This is a genomic window from Rossellomorea sp. SC111 (assembly GCF_024733565.1).
In the GTDB taxonomy this organism is placed as follows: Bacteria; Bacillota; Bacilli; order Bacillales; family Bacillaceae_B; genus Rossellomorea.
Genome location: NZ_JANIOC010000005.1, coordinates 17253 through 33602 on the forward strand (window position 1 = coordinate 17253; position 16350 = coordinate 33602).

Here is a 16350-nt window from a genome sequence, read left to right on the forward strand (position 1 = left end):
ATGTAAGATGAAACACAGTCAATTTGCCGGACCGATTATCCGTTCCAGCTTCACCATCATGGTGCTTGCAGGATTGGTGTATCCACTGGTGTCAACTGGAATCGCACAGGCCATCATGCCGGACAAGGCGGATGGAAGCTTGGTTTATAATGAAGAAAATGAAGTGGTGGGCTCGAAATTGATCGGGCAGAGCGTGAGTGATCCCACCCTCTTTCATGGAAGGGTGTCCGCCATTGAATACGATGCCTCAGGTTCAGGATCGAATAACTATGCCCCGTCCAATGAGGTTATGATCAACCGCACAGAGGAATCATTGGACGTCTGGAAGAAAGCAAATCCGGATACACCGATCAGTGAGGTTCCGGTCGATCTTGTGACAGACTCAGGTTCGGGTCTTGATCCACATATTTCCGTTCAGGGTGCCATGGCTCAGGTGAATAGAATTTCAGAGCTCACCGGCTTATCCAAAGAGAAGTTGGAGAAATTGATAGAAGACAATACCCAAGGGAAGGAATGGGGGATTTTCGGAGAAGAACGCATCAATGTCCTCTTGCTTAATCTGGATTTACAGAAGTTATTATAACTCGTACAGAACCCTGACCAACCCGTTGGTCGGGGTATCGAATTGACGTGTGCTGCCCGGAGGTGAAAAAGTGTGGAAACGAATCACCCATATTTCAGGAGAAAGACCCCGGAAGAAATTCTCCATGACATCACAGAATCAGCAAGGGGCAAACTGAAATTGTATGTCGGCGCTGCTCCAGGTGTCGGAAAATCATATAAAATGCTCCAGGACGCTGCAGATTTAAAGAAAGAAGGCAAAGATGTGGTCATCGGATTAATCGAAACACATGGACGGGCAGAAACGGAAGCTCAATTGAAAGATCTTGAGCAGATACCGTTAAAGGTCATGGATTACAAAGGAAAGAAATTCTATGAACTGAATGTAGAAGATATCATCGAGAGAAAACCGGATATCGTCATTATCGACGAACTTGCCCATACGAATATTTCCGGTTCCGTTAATACGAAGAGATATGAAGATGTAGCGTTGATACTTGAGGCGGGGATTGATGTCCTGTCAGCAGTCAATATTCAGCATCTGGAAAGTGTCAATGATATCGTCCAACAGATTACTGGAGTGAAAGTAAGAGAAAGAGTCCCGGATACTTTTGTCCAGAAGGCGAACGAAATCCAACTGATTGATGTTACTCCTGAAACGTTGAGAAAGCGGCTGAAGGAAGGGAAAATTTACGCCCCTGCGAAAATTCAACAAAGTCTAACCCATTTCTTCACCACTGCCAATTTATCAGCTCTTCGTGAACTGGCTTTAAGGGAGATTGCCAATGATGTAGACGAAAGGATTGAACAAATAAGCGGCGACCTTAAGAATGGCCCCATCGGAGTGAACGAGAAAATCCTGGTATGCATCCATTACGGACCCACTGCAGAAAAGCTGATCAGGAGAGGCTGGAGAATGGCCCATCGCCTGAAGGCAGAATTGTATATTTTGAACATTATGGCGAATAAAGTTTCAAATGCCCACCAGGTCAACGAACCAAAAATGCAAGAATGGAAATTGCTAACCGAACAGTTCAATGCGACGTTGTTAGTTGAAGAACAAGGAAACAGAAAGCCTGCATCCGTCATCATTGAAGTGGCCCAAAAATATAATGTGACTCAAATCCTTCTGGGTCAGTCAGCCAGAACGAGGTGGGAGGAAATATGGAAAGGGTCGATCGTCAACATGATCATGAGGGAAACAACCAATATTGATATACACATCGTGGCAGATGGAAGATAAAGAGGAGGCCGGAACTTGAACATTGCGTTTTTCTTAGTCCCCAAGCGGGACGTGGCTTATATTAAATACGAATCGACGATGAGGCAGGCGCTTGAGAAGATGGAGTATCACCGCTATACGTCCGTCCCATTGGTCGATCAAGATGGAAAGTATGCTGGAACCCTTACGGAAGGGGACCTGCTATGGAAAATAAAGAACACACCGGGGATGACGTTTGAAAATACGAACAAGGTGATGGTCTCTGATATTCCATTGCACAGGCAGCATAAGCCGATCCATATAGATGCGGAAATGGAAGATATCCTATCAAAATCATTGGAACAGAATTTTGTGCCCGTCGTGGACGATCAAGACCATTTTATAGGGATCATCAGACGGAGAGAAATCATTGCCTATTGTTTCAAGCATATGGAGATTGAAAGTGTCTAATAAGGTGGAATGGTACTAATGGGTGTATGTTACACCCATTAGATGATTCACTGAGATGGACGATTCCTGTAAGTATCACGTTCTTTCAGTCTTAATTACTTCGCTTTAACCAACCTAAGATCTTCTGCCTTTGCCAACACACATTTCTTCTCATCTGAACTCAATTCCAGATATTCAGAATCATAGATCCAGAATATCGTGTACAACTCATCTTCATATTCTACAATATCGCCGAGATTATATTTCATTTTCTCTCCTTGAAGAGGATCGATCCATTCTCAGTGAACAGAGTATATTTTACCATTACTTTTTTACTATAGGGCGTTTTTATATGCTATTCATAAGCGATTGAGATTGAATTTGTTTATGAAACCACTCGTCTTCGTTGAAATTCACAATAAATTATTCTTCTAAGAATGGAAGAGGCAAACCCCGCCAAATTTTCAGACTGGTCCATTTGGAAGGGAGCAAACGCATGTTTGTGTGTGATATAATGGAAGGACACAACATAATACGGAAGATGGGGTAGCGGCTCACACTCCCGAGTGAAGGGAGGTGATACGCTAATGATTGCTGTAGGAGATGTATTACAAATCATGATTGCCTTTGGAACATTGATTGTAGCAATTGTCGCGGTTACACAAAAAAAGAAGTAACCATCGTCCCCACCGCTCATGAGGATCATTGATGATTACTTCTGTTTCGATTGACTCTAAAGTGAGCCGCTGCATTCCATGCAGTTTATGTTGTGGAGGAGTCCTGATTGCCGTCAGGGCTCCTTTTTTAGTGTACTTAACTACTTTTATTATATACATAAATTGATTCGTTAGTAAAGAATAGTGAATAAATGGATCATTTTCCGTCAAAAATGAAATAAAGTATTGACAAATTTAACCTGTTTCGTATAGATTATGTGTAACATAACACTTACATTCCATGACGAGAACGAGTAGGTATGGAGTCTGTTCTACAGAGAGTTGGCGATTTGGTGGAAGTCAGCGTTCAGATCATATTGAATATCCTCTCCGAGAAGCAAAGCTGAAGGTCCTTTAAGCTTTGACGGGTTTCCGCCGTTACAAGGAACGCGTATGATTGTACGTTGCATGAGCGCTGTCAACTAAACCTACGAATGGTTTATAGGCAGAATCAGGGTGGTATCGCGGGTTCAAACTCGTCCCTAACTTAGGTTAGGGGCGGGTTTTTTTATTTTATAAAAAATGAAGGTGTGATGACATGGAGAAGGTAAATGTAAACGAAAAGTCGGTAGATAGGGAGAAGCGGATCCAGGAATTCTGGAATTCGAATCATATTTTTGAAAAGTCAGTGGCGAACCGTGAAGGGGAAAAGACATTCGTCTTCTACGAAGGTCCCCCGACGGCCAATGGCCTGCCACATGCCGGGCATGTCCTCGGACGTGTAATCAAAGATTTCGTCGCCAGGTTTCAGACGATGCGTGGGTATCAAGTGAAACGAAAGGCAGGCTGGGATACTCATGGCCTCCCTGTGGAACTCGGGGTCGAAAAGAAAATCGGCGTATCCGGTAAACAGGAAATCGAGGAATATGGTGTAGAGAAATTCATTGAGGAATGTAAAAAAAGTGTGTTCGATTATGAGAGGCAGTGGCGTACGTTCACAGAGGCGATCGGATACTGGGTGGATATGGATGATCCCTATGTGACCCTTGAAAATGACTATATCGAAAGCGTCTGGCACATCCTTTCGAACATCCATAAGAAAGGGTTGCTCTATCAGGGGCATCGGGTTGTCCCATACTGCCCGAGCTGCCAAACGTCCCTCAGTTCTCATGAGGTAGCTCAAGGATACAAGGATGTAAATGATCTGTCAGCGACAGCCAAGTTCAAGGTGCGAGGAAAAGAGCAGGAATACTTTCTCGGCTGGACGACAACACCGTGGACACTGCCGTCAAACGTGGCCCTTGCCGTCCATAATGACGTGGATTACGTGAAAGCTAGGCGTGGAGAAGAGACGTACATCCTGGCGAAAAACCTGGTGAACACTGTGCTTGGAGACGATTTCGATTTGGTAAGTGAGCATAAAGGACACGAATTTGTTGGTGTTTCGTATCAAGCGCCATTCGACAATCTTACGCTTGGTCGCGGCCATGAAGTGATTTCCGCAGGGTTTGTAACCGACGACAGTGGAACCGGGATCGTCCATCTGGCACCCGCTCACGGGGAAGATGATTACAATGCGATCAAAGAAAGCGGACTGGATTTCGTCAATATCGTCGATGAAAAGGGTTGTTACACCAGTGATTTCAAGCCTCTCCAAGGGGAATTCACAAAGGACAGCGATGTGAAGATCATCAAGATGCTGGCAGACAGCAATCTTCTTTTTTCCAAGGAGAAGTACGAACACAGCTATCCACACTGCTGGCGATGTGATTCACCGCTCATATACTACGCCATGGAAGGCTGGTTCATCAAAACAACCGCTATAAAAGACACCATCATCAAGAACAATCAATCCGTCGAGTGGTACCCGGATCATATGAAAGAAGGCCGCTTCGGGAAATTCCTCGACAATATGGTGGATTGGAACCTGGGGAGGAACCGTTACTGGGGTACTCCTCTGAACGTCTGGGTTTGCGGGAGCTGTGACCATCAGTTCGTCCCGGGAAGCGTTCAGGAGCTTAAAGAACATGCGAAAAGCGGCTGGAGTGAGGGTCTTGAGCTTCATAAACCGTATGTCGACGAAGTGACCGTTGAATGTCCATCCTGCTCAAATGGGATGAAGAGGACGAAAGAAGTCATCGATGTCTGGTTCGACAGTGGTTCAATGCCGTTTGCCCAGTATCATTATCCATTCGAGAATGAAGAGCTATTTCAACAACAATTCCCGGCAGATGTGATCGCAGAAGGAGTGGACCAGACGAGGGGGTGGTTCTACAGCCTGTTGACGGTTTCATCTCTCTTCACAGGAAAAGCGCCTTATAAGCGCGTCTTATCACTCGGGCATATCCTGGATGAAGACGGACGGAAAATGTCTAAAAGTAAAGGAAATGTCATGAATCCAATGGAGCTCGTTGAGAAGTTTGGGGCCGACGCTCTCAGATGGGCACTGCTTGCAGATAGCGCTCCTTGGAATAATAAGCGCTTCTCAGAAAACGTCGTCAGTCAGGCAAAATCGAAGCTTGTGGACACACTGAATAACGTTCACTCCTTTTACACCCTGTATGCCGTGATCGACGGGTTCGATTCTGAAAAGCATGAAGCCGGAACGCCTTCTCTGCTTGATCAGTGGATGTTATCACGATTGAATACGGTCATCACAAATGTAACGGAGCATTTAGATGGGTATGACTTTACTGGAGGAGCCAGGGAGTTAACCGTCCTGGTTGATCAAGTGAGTAACTGGTATATCCGCCGGTCACGTGAACGCTTCTGGCGTGAAGGATTGAATGAAGATAAACTGGCGGCGTACCACACGTTACATCGGGTATTGGTCAGTGTGAGCAGGTTGCTTGCACCGTTCACGCCGTTCATCGCAGAAGATATTCACATGAACTTAACAGGTGAAAGCGTGCATCTGGCTGATTTCCCTAAAGCTGAACAAGATGAGATCAACCCAGTCCTAGAACTGGAAATGGATCATGTGTTACAAGTCGTCGAGCTTGCCCGGTCTGCCCGGAATATGACAAGCATCAAAACGAAGCAGCCCCTATCAGCACTTACGGTAGTTGGTTCGAAACAGGATACAGAGAGACTTCAGAAGTATGAGTACATCATTAAAGATGAAATCAATGTGAAGAACGTTCAATTACAGGACAATGCAGGGGATTCCGTACAGTATGAACTGAAGCTTAATTTCCCGACTGCCGGTCCGAAGCTTGGTAAGTTAGTCGGCGTCGCGCAGAAGCATTTACAAACGTTATCTTCTGAAGAAGCAAAGAAGGTTGTGGAACAAGGGTACGTTGACTTTGAATCTCCAGCCGGAGAAAAGGTTTCTGTAGAGAAGGCTGATCTCATTGTTCATCAAAAGACACATCAAGGGTTGGAAATGGCATCAAACTCAACTTTCAGCATCTTTCTTGATACAACGATCACAGAGGATCTGCGGAAAGAAGGGAAAGCCCGGGAACTTGTTCGTGCCGTTCAGCAATACCGGAAAGAATTGAATCTGCCGGTGGAACAGCGCGTGCATCTTGTGTTGGATGTGGATGATAGGATGAAAGAGGTAGTGGAGCAATTTGAAGATTTACTGCAAGGCAGCCTCTTGATCAAGAGCATGACGTTTGAGAAGAGAGAAAACATGAAGGCCGTCGACATGGATGGAGATCGTTTAGGGATTTTTGTAGGAGTGTAATGCAACGAAGGGCTTACCCAAACCGGGGTAAGCCCTTTTCTAGTTAGATTTCTCTTGAGTAACTGGATGTAATTTGAAATAATTGGTATTAAAGGGGTGTAAATGCATATGAGCAAATACAAAGCCATACTATTTGATTTAGACGATACCTTACTCGATCGAAACCAGGCAGTGGATAACATATTTCATATCATGTTGGAAGAGTGCTATGGGAATGTAGAGGATATGTTGAAAGCGGAAATGCTGCGTAAGTTCAAGATGTATGACAATAGAGGCTACGGCGTCAGTGATAAAACAGCTGTATTTGAATCTTTTTTTAATGAATTCCCACCGCTTCTCCGGTTGCCACAGCCTCAAGAATTCTGGAATCAACAATTTCCTCAGTGTTTTTCGATTAGTGAGCATACCGTCAATCTGCTGAAGGCAATTCAAGAACATATGAAAATAGCAATCATTACAAACGGCACCACACATAGACAAAAAGCGAAGATCATGAATACCGGTTTACATGAATGTTTTGATGTTATCTTGATTTCTGAAGAAGTCGGATTGGAGAAGCCCGATCAACGCATATACCAATTGGCGCTGAATAAGCTTCAAGTCCAGCCGGAAGATGCATTATTCGTCGGGGATGATCTGGAGAAGGATGTGGGTGGGCCACAAGGTGCGGGCCTCAAGGGTATATGGTTCAATCCTAGTGGAATCGACAACGATTCTGATATAAAGCCAGATGAAGAGATTCAGTCGCTGGATGAACTGTTACATTATCTTACTCCTAAGCAATTCACTTGATGAGGGGGCAACACCTTGCGTATTCATTATCATCAGTTTCGCTCGTTACCCGAAGATCCTATCGTGAATGGAATGGTGTCATTGCATCAATCCATATTTGAAACTTCGGACGACCTGATCACTAAAATGGCCAATAAACCTGGAATATTAATAGATATAGCGATGGACGATTCGAAAATCATTGGATATAAAATAGGCTACGAACTGGACCCCGACACCTTTTACAGCTGGTTGGGCGGCGTGGATCCGGAATATCGGAAACAGGGCATTGCGGCTGAGTTGATGAAACGGCAGCATCAAACCTTGAAGGACCGTGGGTATAAGGTCGCGCAAACAATAAATGGAGAAGTATGCTGATTCTCAATATCAAGAATGGCTTTGACGTCATCGATACCTATACAAATGAGAAAGGCATACATAAGATCATTCTGGAAAAAAAGTTATAGCAGAGCGGGAGGATTTTTATGCAAAATAGCCTGTCCACAAATGAACCGATTGCTTTGAAGGAAGAAGAATCGGCCATTCGGTTTAAAACTCTATGTATCTATTTGATTCTATTGGCGGTTCCCGGTTTCTTTATTAATAAACTGCCTCTTGAGGGTGCTGAGTATGAAGGAGTCAAAGGACTTATATGGTTTACGTATTTTATGGTCGTGACTCTCTGCTACAAGGAAATCAGAACCTTCATCTCTCCACTCTTGAACGTCAAAGCCTTCAAGAAGCCGGGAACGTGGCTGTGGATTGTTCTCACCTTTATGCTCCCTTATACCTTATTGCATCTTTGTCTTTATTTTGAAGTGATCCTCGATAAATATTTTATTTTTTACTTCAACAACCATATGATGCATGCAGGCAGCTGGAGGCAGACAATCGATGTGGCAATCCTTACGCCAATCTCTGAAGAAATTGTGTTCAGGGGTATCTTGCTGACGCTCCTATTAAGGATTATAAAACCGTTTTGGGCAATCACCATAACGTCCCTTTTGTTTGGACTCATCCACCCATCGGATATTTGGATGTTCACTGTACTGGCAGGCTTCCTATTAACGATCACGGCTTATAAAACCAAATCGATATTGCCAGCAATGATGGCTCATTCATTGTGGAATCTTTATATGGTGCAGCTGTTTCTATATTTTTAGAACTAGTAAAAGAAAGAATGATAAAAAAAGACAGGCAGGATATTCATCTTGCCTGTCTTTATATGATAATGGCTCATTTCTAATTATATCCCCGTTCCCCATACGGCTGCTCTTTCTCCAACCACTTTTCTTCCAACTCCGCCAAAGCTTCTTTTTCAGTTACAAACGGATCTTCACTTTTTTTCAATTTCTCCCGCACCTCAAAGGTAAAAGCGTCTTTCCCGAACTGGTTCCATTCAGTTTGTAACGCCTTGCTGGTAGTGAATCCGTTGTTTTCAAGCATGAATTTGATCCCGTTCAGGGTCTTCAGGTTTTTCGTGCTGCCGATATAGATCTTATTGTTTTGCTGATTCTTGATTTGAAAGATACCTGCTTCAACGGGTGTTTCTTTATACTGTTGTTTTAACTCTCTTTTTCGATCCATTTGTTCTGACCTCCAGTTTATTTTTTAACCCAATACTTGCTTCCGTCAGGTTTCCGGTCCAGTATGCCGTATTCAATGAGATATCTTCTGATTAAAACATAATCGTCATAAATCCCTTTTAATACTTGATTTAATTCTTTCTCATCGTATACATTGTCGTTCTTCAGCTGCCTTGAAATCTCACGAAGAACGACCAGCCGCTGCTTTTCTTTTGGTGGAAATTTCGTCAATGCTCCGTCAGTGAAGAATTTCTTCAGTATTTTATCCTGTTCGTCCTGAGTGACATTGTATCGTTCGTCTACCATGGTGGCTGTTTTATGAACGGGTACAAATGTCGGGGCATTCTCATCTCTTTCTTTCAGTAATTCCATCATGGTCAGGAAGGTCTTGGCCTGACGCTCTTTTTCTTTTAAAGCAAACCGGTGATGGCGAATCGTGGACGCACTGCCGATATCCAGTTCTTCCTGAATGTCCTTATCGTTTTTCCCTTGGTAAAAAAGGGTCAGTAAACGTTTCTGATGATCGGTAAGCCCCGTGAGCTTCTTATCCATTCCGATTAAATAATCGAATACGGATGTGTGTGCACGTTCAATATGAAGACCCATATATTTTTCAGCGAGGTAAAACTGATTTTCGTAAGGATAAACCATGCCTTTTTCAATGGTTTCCCCGCACATGAGGCAAATAAATGAATCTTCATCTTCAATAAAGCCTCTTTTCATTTCTTCCAAAGAGGCACTCCAAAACAGGCTGGAAAGCTCCATTTTTTCACACGTCCTATTCGTTCATTAATAATAAAACAAACTTATTTTAAATTTGTTTGTTATTTTATAAACATAATATAATTTTGTTTGGTTTTTGTCAAAGGGTTTTCGAGTCCTGCCAAGTTCATATTCAGTTCATATAAATCATTTATACTTCCGATTAGGAACGAAATGCCCCTGCTTGAAAGGAATATCTCATTTCAAGGGGCTAAAAATGAGGAGGAGATTTATGATGAAAGATATATCAAAAGGTAACGGGGAATGGGCCCTGGAAGCACACGGTCTGGTTAAATCTTTTGGTGACAACCGGGCAGTTGACGGGGTCGATCTATATGTGAAGCCGGGGACGATTTATGGAGTGCTTGGTCCAAATGGTGCCGGGAAGACAACCACGATTCGGTTGATTGCGACACTTCTTAAAGCAGACGCAGGAACAGCCCGCATCTTCGGACATGATGTCGTCAAGGAGGCTCATATTGTACGGCAATTGATTGGCGTGACGGGCCAGTATGCATCCGTTGATGAGTCACTGAGTGCGACAGAGAATTTGATGATCTTTTCTCGATTGTTGGGGTTGAGCAGAAGTGAGGCAAAGCGAAAATCGGAGGAATTACTTGAAGAGTTCGGTTTATCGGAAGCGGCGAAACGGCCGCTGAAGCATTTCTCCGGAGGGATGCGACGTCGTTTAGACCTGGCGGCGAGCCTGATATCCCGCCCTCCGCTTATCTTTCTGGATGAACCGACAACGGGTCTCGATCCCAGAACGCGAAATCAAATGTGGGACACAATTCGAAAACTGGTGAAATCGGGGTCCACTGTACTCCTTACTACACAGTATCTGCAGGAAGCGGATGAATTGGCCGACCGGATTGCCGTCATCGACCATGGAAAAGTGGTAGCAGAAGGGACGGTCGATGAATTGAAAGGATCAATGGGGACTTCATCCTTACATGTCAGTATTCAGGATGAACGAAAAATTCACGATACGCGCCAATTAGTGGAACGGATCTTGGGTGTGCGGTCGGCTGTATCAGCAGAAGGAGGCAAAATCACAGCACCACTGGGGAACATCAACCTCGTGACAGATCTGCTGATTACCTTGAGAGAGTCTGGTATTGAGCTGGCGGAGATGAGTGTCCAAAAGCCATCACTGGATGAAGTCTTTCTGACTATTACAGGTAGCGAGAAGAAAGATGTGGCAAATAACCTATGGAAAACGAAAAAGGAGGCACTGGGATGAAACAATCTACTATTACTCAATCAGCCCGGGCAAGACTGAGCAACCGGACATCATTGAAGCAGACGGTGAACCATTCATTGACCATGGCGGTTAGAGGATTATTGAAGATACGCCGGACACCTGAACAGTTGTTTGATGTGACACTGCAGCCGATCATCTTCACTTTGATGTTTACGTATATGTTTGGCGGAGCGATTTCAGGAAATGTGCAGAGCTATTTACCTGTCATCATCCCCGGCATACTAGTCCAAACGGTCATCACAACTTCGATCGTCACAGGTGTTCAATTGAGGGAGGACATGGATAAGGGAGTCTTCGACCGGTTCAAGTCACTGCCGATTGCCCGGATTGCTCCACTCGCCGGGGCGTTGCTTGCCGATACGATCCGATATACGATTGCTACGGTACTGACGTTCACAATGGGATATATCATGGGTTACAGACCGGAAGCGGGTCTTGGATTCGTGATTGCCGCCGGACTTCTCGTCATTGTTTGTTCATGGGCAGTCAGCTGGATTTTTGCCTTCTTTGGCGTGATCTCTAGAACGGCCTCGAGTGTTCAGGGAATTTCCATGATCGTCTTATTTCCACTCACATTTCTTTCGAATGCCTTTGTGCCGGCGGAAACGCTGCCGAACTGGCTCCAGTGGTTTGTCAAATTCAATCCGATCTCCCATCTTGTCACTGCTGTCAGAGATTTGACAAACACCGGGACCATAGGGTTGGATCTCACCATTTCCCTCCTCGGTGCTGTATTGATTGTAGCAGTGTTCGCTCCTGTCACAGTAAAAGCCTATATGAAACGAACATGAAAATAGAGTAAAATGGGTGTATCAAAACAGATTCGGTTAAACACAGCCATTCCCTTAATGGTTATGGCTTCCCTGGAAGAACATCTTGTTAAAAAGGAATGAAAAATATGGCGAAAATATTGATCGTAGATGACGACTCACATATACGGGAATTAATCCGTGCCCTGCTTAAGAAAGAGGGAATCGCCATCGAAGAAGCTGCAGATGGAGAAGAAGCCATTAAAATCCTTCATTCTATGAAAATGGACCTTATCATCCTGGATATCATGATGCCGAATATGGATGGTTGGACGTTCTGTAATGAGGTCCGAACCTATTATTCAGAGACTGTCCCCATCTTAATGCTTACGGCAAAAGGAGAGGTTGCACAGAAAGTGAAGGGGTTTGACCTCGGAACAGACGACTATATGGTCAAACCGTTCGCACCGGCTGAGCTGGTAGCAAGGGTAAAGGCCCTTCTCAAACGATCACAGGTGTCAATCGCGAACCGGATAGAATTAGACGGTGTGGTGATCGATCGTGCTTGCTACAAAGTGGTGATCGGGGAGCGGGATCTCACTCTGCCATTAAAAGAGTTTGAATTATTATTTAAGCTGGCACTCAATCAAGGAAAGACATTTTCAAGGGAGCAATTGATTGAAGATATTTGGGGATATGATTATGAAGGGGATGAACGGACCGTTGACGTTCACATCAAGCGTCTTCGCAAGCGGTTCGCTGAAGTCCATTGTCCATTCAACATTACCACAATCCGGGGTCTCGGATACCGGTTGGAGGTTACGCGATGAAACTGCCTGAATACATGAAACGGATACTCGGGATGATAGCTGTTTCGTCAGCTTTGATCGTGATGTGGTCCTTTTCCTATTGGATCACTGAAAATTTATATGACTCCATTCATACCCGCCCTCATGAATTGGCAAGGCTACTCATCAATTCCATCCTTGGGTTCTTCCTTTTTGGATGCAGTATGTACGGCATTACACACATTAAATGGGTGAAAAATCGGCAGGATAAATTCCTCCATCCGATGATTCATGCGATGAAGATGATGGCGGAAGGGAACTTCAATATTGATCTTTCGTATTATCGAAATCAATTTAATGATCGGGGGGATCATCCTTATTACAAAATCATCGACAGCATTACCCATATGGCGGAACGATTGGGGGAGATGGAAGAGATGAGACAGGAATTCATCTCGAATGTCTCACATGAAATACAGTCCCCCCTTACATCAATCAGCGGTTTTGCCCATGCATTGAAGAACAACAGTCTCGACCCTAAGGAGAGAGAACGGTATCTTCAAATAATCGAAATGGAAAGCGTGAGACTGTCTAAAGTGAGTGATAATCTCTTGAAACTGACCTCTCTTGAAGCAGACCATTTCACCCTGGACCGGGAAGATTACCGGTTGGATCATCAGCTTCGCCGGATAATCCTTGCCAATGAACCTCAATGGACAAACAAGAAAATCAACATGGATATTGACCTAGAAAAGGCCACCATCCATGCCGATGAAGATCTGATGGATCAGGTATGGACGAATCTCATCCATAACAGCATTAAATTCACTCCGGATGAAGGGACCATCACCATTCGGGCATTTGCACAACCTGGTGATAATGTCACAGTCACCATAAAGGACACGGGAATCGGGATGGATTCTGAAAGCAGGATGCATATCTTTGAGAGATTTTACAAGGCAGACGAGTCCAGAAGTAGTCAGTTGGGTGGAAGCGGACTGGGCTTATCGATCGTGAAGAAAATCATCGACTTGCACGGCGGGGAGATACAGGTTGAGAGTGAATTGGGACAAGGAACGACGATGATGGTGTATCTTTGGGAGTAGAATCTAAGTGAACAAAACGATATCCTGGGTCATCCAATGGAGGTCATAACCATGAAAGATCACATAACGGACGTCATCAAACAAATCGAAATCGATCATGAAGTGAAAATTTTATTTGCCTGCGAATCCGGGAGCAGGGCGTGGGGCTTTCCATCAAAGGATAGCGACTATGACGTCCGCTTCATCTATATCCATAAGCCAGACTGGTATTTATCCATCGATAAGAAACAGGACGTGATTGAAATTCCTGCGAGGGACTCAGTGTCGCTTCCAATTGACCCGTTGTTGGATATGAGCGGATGGGAGCTTACGAAGGCTCTGAGGTTACTCAGAAAATCAAACCCGTCTATTCTCGAATGGCTTACATCAAGAATGGTGTATTGCCAATCTTATTCTGTTGTTGATCAATTAAAGGAACTGGCTCAGAAACTATTTTCACCCGCCTCCAGTCTGTATCATTATTTAAATATGGTGAAGAGCAACTTTCATGCTCATTTTCAAGGTGAAGAAGTCAAGGTCAAGAAATTTTTCAACGTGCTTCGTCCCTTGCTGGCTGCCCAGTGGATTGAGAAACACCATTCGATCCCGCCGATTGATTTCCAAGAGCTGCTTGAAGATCTGGTGCCACCGGGTGAATGGAAAGAAACGATCGCAAACTTGTTAAAACGGAAGATAGCGGGAGAAGAGATTTATCTCGAAACGGGGATCGATAACTTCAATGAATATCTTCATAAAGAAATCGAACGCTTAGAAGCGTATACGAAGTCGATAAATAAAGACATTCCTGATGCAACGGCGGAATTGAACCTGTTGTTCAGGGTGGCATTGAGGGAAGCTTGGGAGGAAGAGTGGACGGAGTTGGGAAAATAAAATAGAAATACTATTGACTTATTACTGGATATCCCATACAATATTTGTAATTTTCAATACGGTTTACGGCTATGAAGAGAAGAGTAGTTTTGATTGGTTATTCAAAGAGAGCTCCGGTTGGTGGAAAGGAGTAATAATCGTCTTAATGAAAAAAGTCTCTGAGCTTCGCACGGATCTGAGTTGTTTCTTGGTGATACTGCGACGGGATCTCCCGTTAAAGAGATAGGGTATAATCACATCGTTGACGTACCCGAAGAGGTTGGTATGGCAACATATCAATAAACTGGGGTGGTACCACGGAGTGATAAACTCTCGTCCTCAAGATGCAGATCTTGGGGGTGAGAGTTTTTTTGTTGTATATAAAAAGCGCAGGTGAGAATGAATAAAAGTCATAAGTGGATGGAGTTGAAGTAAAGTGAACAGAGAACAAACAGAGGGAAGACGAGAAAAGGTGGCCACGTTGGAGTCTAGGGGTGTTTCCGTATATCCCGATACCTTTAGGGTTAACTATGAAATTCATGAAGCTGCTACCCTTGAAGATGGAACGTCTTCAGTCAGTGTCGCCGGAAGAATCATGAGCATAAGAAATTTTAAAAAGTTGATATTCATCACGATTGAAGATATTGAAGGGCGCCTGCAGCTTCTGTTAAAGAGGGATGAGGTCGGTGAAGAGCTATTTAATCGATTTACTGAATGTATAGACATCGGGGACTTTATCGGCGTGGAGGGAGCAATGTACACGACCAGGACTCTGGAAAAAACGTTGCGCATCCAAAACTATACGTTTCTTGGGAAAGCATTACGCAGTCTTCCGGAGAAATGGCACGGCTTGAGTAATATAGAAACCCGTTATCGACAAAGGTATTTAGATTTGATGATGACAAAAGAGACCCAAAACCGAATGCTTGCAAGAAGCAAAATGGTCAGAGTGCTCCGCAGATTTTTTGAAGAACACGGTTTTCTTGAGGTGGAAACACCGATTCTGCAACATACCTCATCCGGAGCCTTGGCCACTCCGTTTAAAACATATCATCATTCTTTAGACACTGAACTGAATTTACGGATTGCACCAGAAACTTACTTAAAAAGGTTGATAGTCGGTGGATTCACGAAAGTGTTTGAGATCGCCAAATGCTTTAGAAATGAAGGAGTCAGCCCTCAGCATCTTCAAGAGTTTTCAATGGTAGAAGGATATGCAGCTTTCTGGAACTATAAAGATACGATGAAACTGATGAGGGAAATGGTCTTGTATATATTAGACCAGACGTTTGGAGCAACTTCAGTACTCGTAAGCGGTCAAAGCATTGACTTTGCAAAGGAATGGGAAGTCATCTCTTTCAGGGACTTGATCCTTCAAAGAACCGGAATAGATATAGATCTTTTTCCTGATTTGGAGAACCTGTATGAGGAAACCAAAAGAAGAAAAATTGTACTGGACCATCCTGATATCCTTTCATTAGGAAGAGGGAACTTTATTGACTTGCTATACAAAAAAACGTGCAGGTCACATATTGTCGACCCGACCTTCTTAATTCAGCATCCGATTGAATTGTCGCCGTTAGCCAGGAGCAACGATCAAGACCCAAATCTGACAGATAGGTTTCAACTGGTTATAAACGGTGCAGAGGTCATTAATGCGTATTCTGAACTGGTGGATCCGATCGAGCAAAGAAAAAGACTGAAAGCCCAAGCCGCATTAAAAGCCCGTGGAGATGGTGAGGCAATGGAAATGGATGAGGATTATTTAACCGCCATGGAATATGGCATGCCTCCCATATCTGGATGGGGGTTCGGGATTGAGCGGTTGTTGATGGTTCTGACAGATAGTGATTCCATTAAGGACTGTGTATTGTTTCCGTTAACGAAAAAGGTATAAAAATTTTAAATATGGCTAA

General features: G+C 44.0%; 17 protein-coding genes and 2 other annotated features. Of the genes, 14 read left to right on the forward strand and 3 right to left on the reverse strand.

Going from position 1 to position 16350, the window contains the following annotated elements:
* The first annotated feature begins 7 nt into the window (after positions 1-7).
* The 3 genes from kdpC (at position 8) to NQ095_RS07510 (ending at position 2233) form a co-directional block, all read left to right on the forward strand.
* Positions 8-583 carry a potassium-transporting ATPase subunit KdpC gene (gene kdpC, locus NQ095_RS07500; RefSeq protein WP_258262870.1) on the forward strand — a complete coding sequence of 192 codons (576 nt, stop codon included), beginning with the start codon at positions 8-10 and terminating at the stop codon, positions 581-583.
* Between the two features lie 72 nt (positions 584-655).
* A complete protein-coding gene (kdpDN, locus tag NQ095_RS07505; protein ID WP_258262871.1) occupies positions 656-1804 on the forward strand; it encodes a KdpD-like non-kinase potassium sensor in 1149 nt (382 codons plus the stop codon).
* A gap of 15 nt (positions 1805-1819) precedes the next feature.
* The gene (locus NQ095_RS07510; RefSeq protein WP_258262872.1) at positions 1820-2233 is read left to right on the forward strand and encodes a CBS domain-containing protein; all 414 of its coding nucleotides are present in this window, start codon (positions 1820-1822) and stop codon (positions 2231-2233) included.
* Between the two features lie 95 nt (positions 2234-2328).
* Here the strand turns inward: NQ095_RS07510 and NQ095_RS07515 are convergent, their stop codons facing one another.
* Positions 2329-2481, reverse strand: a complete 153-nt coding sequence (locus tag NQ095_RS07515; RefSeq protein WP_258262873.1) for a hypothetical protein — start codon at positions 2479-2481, stop codon at positions 2329-2331.
* A gap of 318 nt (positions 2482-2799) precedes the next feature.
* Here NQ095_RS07515 and NQ095_RS07520 point away from each other — a divergent pair, with 318 nt between their 5' ends.
* The 5 genes from NQ095_RS07520 (at position 2800) to NQ095_RS07540 (ending at position 8493) form a co-directional block, all read left to right on the forward strand.
* Positions 2800-2889 (forward strand): putative holin-like toxin, encoded by a 90-nt coding sequence (locus tag NQ095_RS07520; protein WP_219927342.1) that lies wholly within the window; start codon positions 2800-2802, stop codon positions 2887-2889.
* Positions 2890-3160: 271 nt separating this feature from the next.
* Positions 3161-3415: a binding site (T-box leader), on the forward strand.
* Positions 3416-3466: 51 nt separating this feature from the next.
* Positions 3467-6559, forward strand: coding sequence for an isoleucine--tRNA ligase (gene ileS, locus NQ095_RS07525; protein WP_258262874.1), 3093 nt, complete (start codon positions 3467-3469; stop codon positions 6557-6559).
* 108 nt (positions 6560-6667) lie between these two features.
* The gene (locus NQ095_RS07530) at positions 6668-7351 is read left to right on the forward strand and encodes an HAD family hydrolase (RefSeq protein WP_258262875.1); all 684 of its coding nucleotides are present in this window, start codon (positions 6668-6670) and stop codon (positions 7349-7351) included.
* A 15-nt stretch (positions 7352-7366) separates the two neighbouring features.
* Positions 7367-7708 (forward strand): GNAT family N-acetyltransferase, encoded by a 342-nt coding sequence (locus NQ095_RS07535; RefSeq protein ID WP_309137623.1) that lies wholly within the window; start codon positions 7367-7369, stop codon positions 7706-7708.
* Positions 7709-7815: 107 nt separating this feature from the next.
* The gene (locus NQ095_RS07540; RefSeq protein ID WP_258262876.1) at positions 7816-8493 is read left to right on the forward strand and encodes a CPBP family intramembrane glutamic endopeptidase; all 678 of its coding nucleotides are present in this window, start codon (positions 7816-7818) and stop codon (positions 8491-8493) included.
* Between the two features lie 79 nt (positions 8494-8572).
* Here the strand turns inward: NQ095_RS07540 and NQ095_RS07545 are convergent, their stop codons facing one another.
* Positions 8573-8917: a GIY-YIG nuclease family protein gene (locus NQ095_RS07545; protein WP_258262877.1), complete on the reverse strand. Its 345-nt coding sequence runs from the start codon at positions 8915-8917 to the stop codon at positions 8573-8575.
* A gap of 17 nt (positions 8918-8934) precedes the next feature.
* Positions 8935-9681, reverse strand: coding sequence for a DUF2087 domain-containing protein (locus NQ095_RS07550; protein ID WP_258262878.1), 747 nt, complete (start codon positions 9679-9681; stop codon positions 8935-8937).
* Between the two features lie 229 nt (positions 9682-9910).
* Here NQ095_RS07550 and NQ095_RS07555 point away from each other — a divergent pair, with 229 nt between their 5' ends.
* From NQ095_RS07555 to lysS, 6 genes are all read left to right on the forward strand, one after another.
* The gene (locus NQ095_RS07555; RefSeq protein ID WP_258262879.1) at positions 9911-10921 is read left to right on the forward strand and encodes an ATP-binding cassette domain-containing protein; all 1011 of its coding nucleotides are present in this window, start codon (positions 9911-9913) and stop codon (positions 10919-10921) included.
* Complete coding sequence (locus NQ095_RS07560) at positions 10918-11733, forward strand: ABC transporter permease (RefSeq protein WP_258262880.1); 816 nt, start codon at positions 10918-10920, stop codon at positions 11731-11733. Before NQ095_RS07555 ends, NQ095_RS07560 begins: the two co-directional genes overlap by 4 nt.
* A gap of 107 nt (positions 11734-11840) precedes the next feature.
* Positions 11841-12521: a response regulator transcription factor gene (locus NQ095_RS07565; RefSeq protein ID WP_258262881.1), complete on the forward strand. Its 681-nt coding sequence runs from the start codon at positions 11841-11843 to the stop codon at positions 12519-12521.
* Positions 12518-13585, forward strand: a complete 1068-nt coding sequence (locus NQ095_RS07570; protein WP_258262882.1) for a sensor histidine kinase — start codon at positions 12518-12520, stop codon at positions 13583-13585. The genes NQ095_RS07565 and NQ095_RS07570 overlap by 4 nt, the downstream gene beginning before the upstream one ends.
* A 51-nt stretch (positions 13586-13636) precedes the next feature.
* Complete coding sequence (locus tag NQ095_RS07575) at positions 13637-14455, forward strand: nucleotidyltransferase domain-containing protein (protein WP_258262883.1); 819 nt, start codon at positions 13637-13639, stop codon at positions 14453-14455.
* A 62-nt stretch (positions 14456-14517) separates the two neighbouring features.
* Positions 14518-14778: a binding site (T-box leader), on the forward strand.
* A gap of 92 nt (positions 14779-14870) precedes the next feature.
* Positions 14871-16331: a lysine--tRNA ligase gene (gene lysS, locus NQ095_RS07580; RefSeq protein ID WP_258262884.1), complete on the forward strand. Its 1461-nt coding sequence runs from the start codon at positions 14871-14873 to the stop codon at positions 16329-16331.
* Positions 16332-16350: the final 19 nt, after the last annotated feature.

Excerpts from the sequence above, each read along its gene's own strand:
- NQ095_RS07515 (WP_258262873.1), bottom strand. The coding sequence starts at position 2,481 with ATGAAATATAATCTCGGCGATATTGTAGAATATGAAGATGAGTTGTAC.
- NQ095_RS07540 (WP_258262876.1), top strand. The coding sequence starts at position 7,816 with ATGCAAAATAGCCTGTCCACAAATGAACCGATTGCTTTGAAGGAAGAA.
- NQ095_RS07560 (WP_258262880.1), top strand. The coding sequence starts at position 10,918 with ATGAAACAATCTACTATTACTCAATCAGCCCGGGCAAGACTGAGCAAC.
- NQ095_RS07545 (WP_258262877.1), bottom strand. The coding sequence starts at position 8,917 with ATGGATCGAAAAAGAGAGTTAAAACAACAGTATAAAGAAACACCCGTT.
- kdpC (WP_258262870.1), top strand. The coding sequence starts at position 8 with ATGAAACACAGTCAATTTGCCGGACCGATTATCCGTTCCAGCTTCACC.
- NQ095_RS07550 (WP_258262878.1), bottom strand. The coding sequence starts at position 9,681 with ATGGAGCTTTCCAGCCTGTTTTGGAGTGCCTCTTTGGAAGAAATGAAA.
- NQ095_RS07555 (WP_258262879.1), top strand. The coding sequence starts at position 9,911 with ATGATGAAAGATATATCAAAAGGTAACGGGGAATGGGCCCTGGAAGCA.
- NQ095_RS07575 (WP_258262883.1), top strand. The coding sequence starts at position 13,637 with ATGAAAGATCACATAACGGACGTCATCAAACAAATCGAAATCGATCAT.
- ileS (WP_258262874.1), top strand. The coding sequence starts at position 3,467 with ATGGAGAAGGTAAATGTAAACGAAAAGTCGGTAGATAGGGAGAAGCGG.
- NQ095_RS07565 (WP_258262881.1), top strand. The coding sequence starts at position 11,841 with ATGGCGAAAATATTGATCGTAGATGACGACTCACATATACGGGAATTA.
- NQ095_RS07530 (WP_258262875.1), top strand. The coding sequence starts at position 6,668 with ATGAGCAAATACAAAGCCATACTATTTGATTTAGACGATACCTTACTC.
- NQ095_RS07520 (WP_219927342.1), top strand. The coding sequence starts at position 2,800 with ATGATTGCTGTAGGAGATGTATTACAAATCATGATTGCCTTTGGAACA.
- NQ095_RS07570 (WP_258262882.1), top strand. The coding sequence starts at position 12,518 with ATGAAACTGCCTGAATACATGAAACGGATACTCGGGATGATAGCTGTT.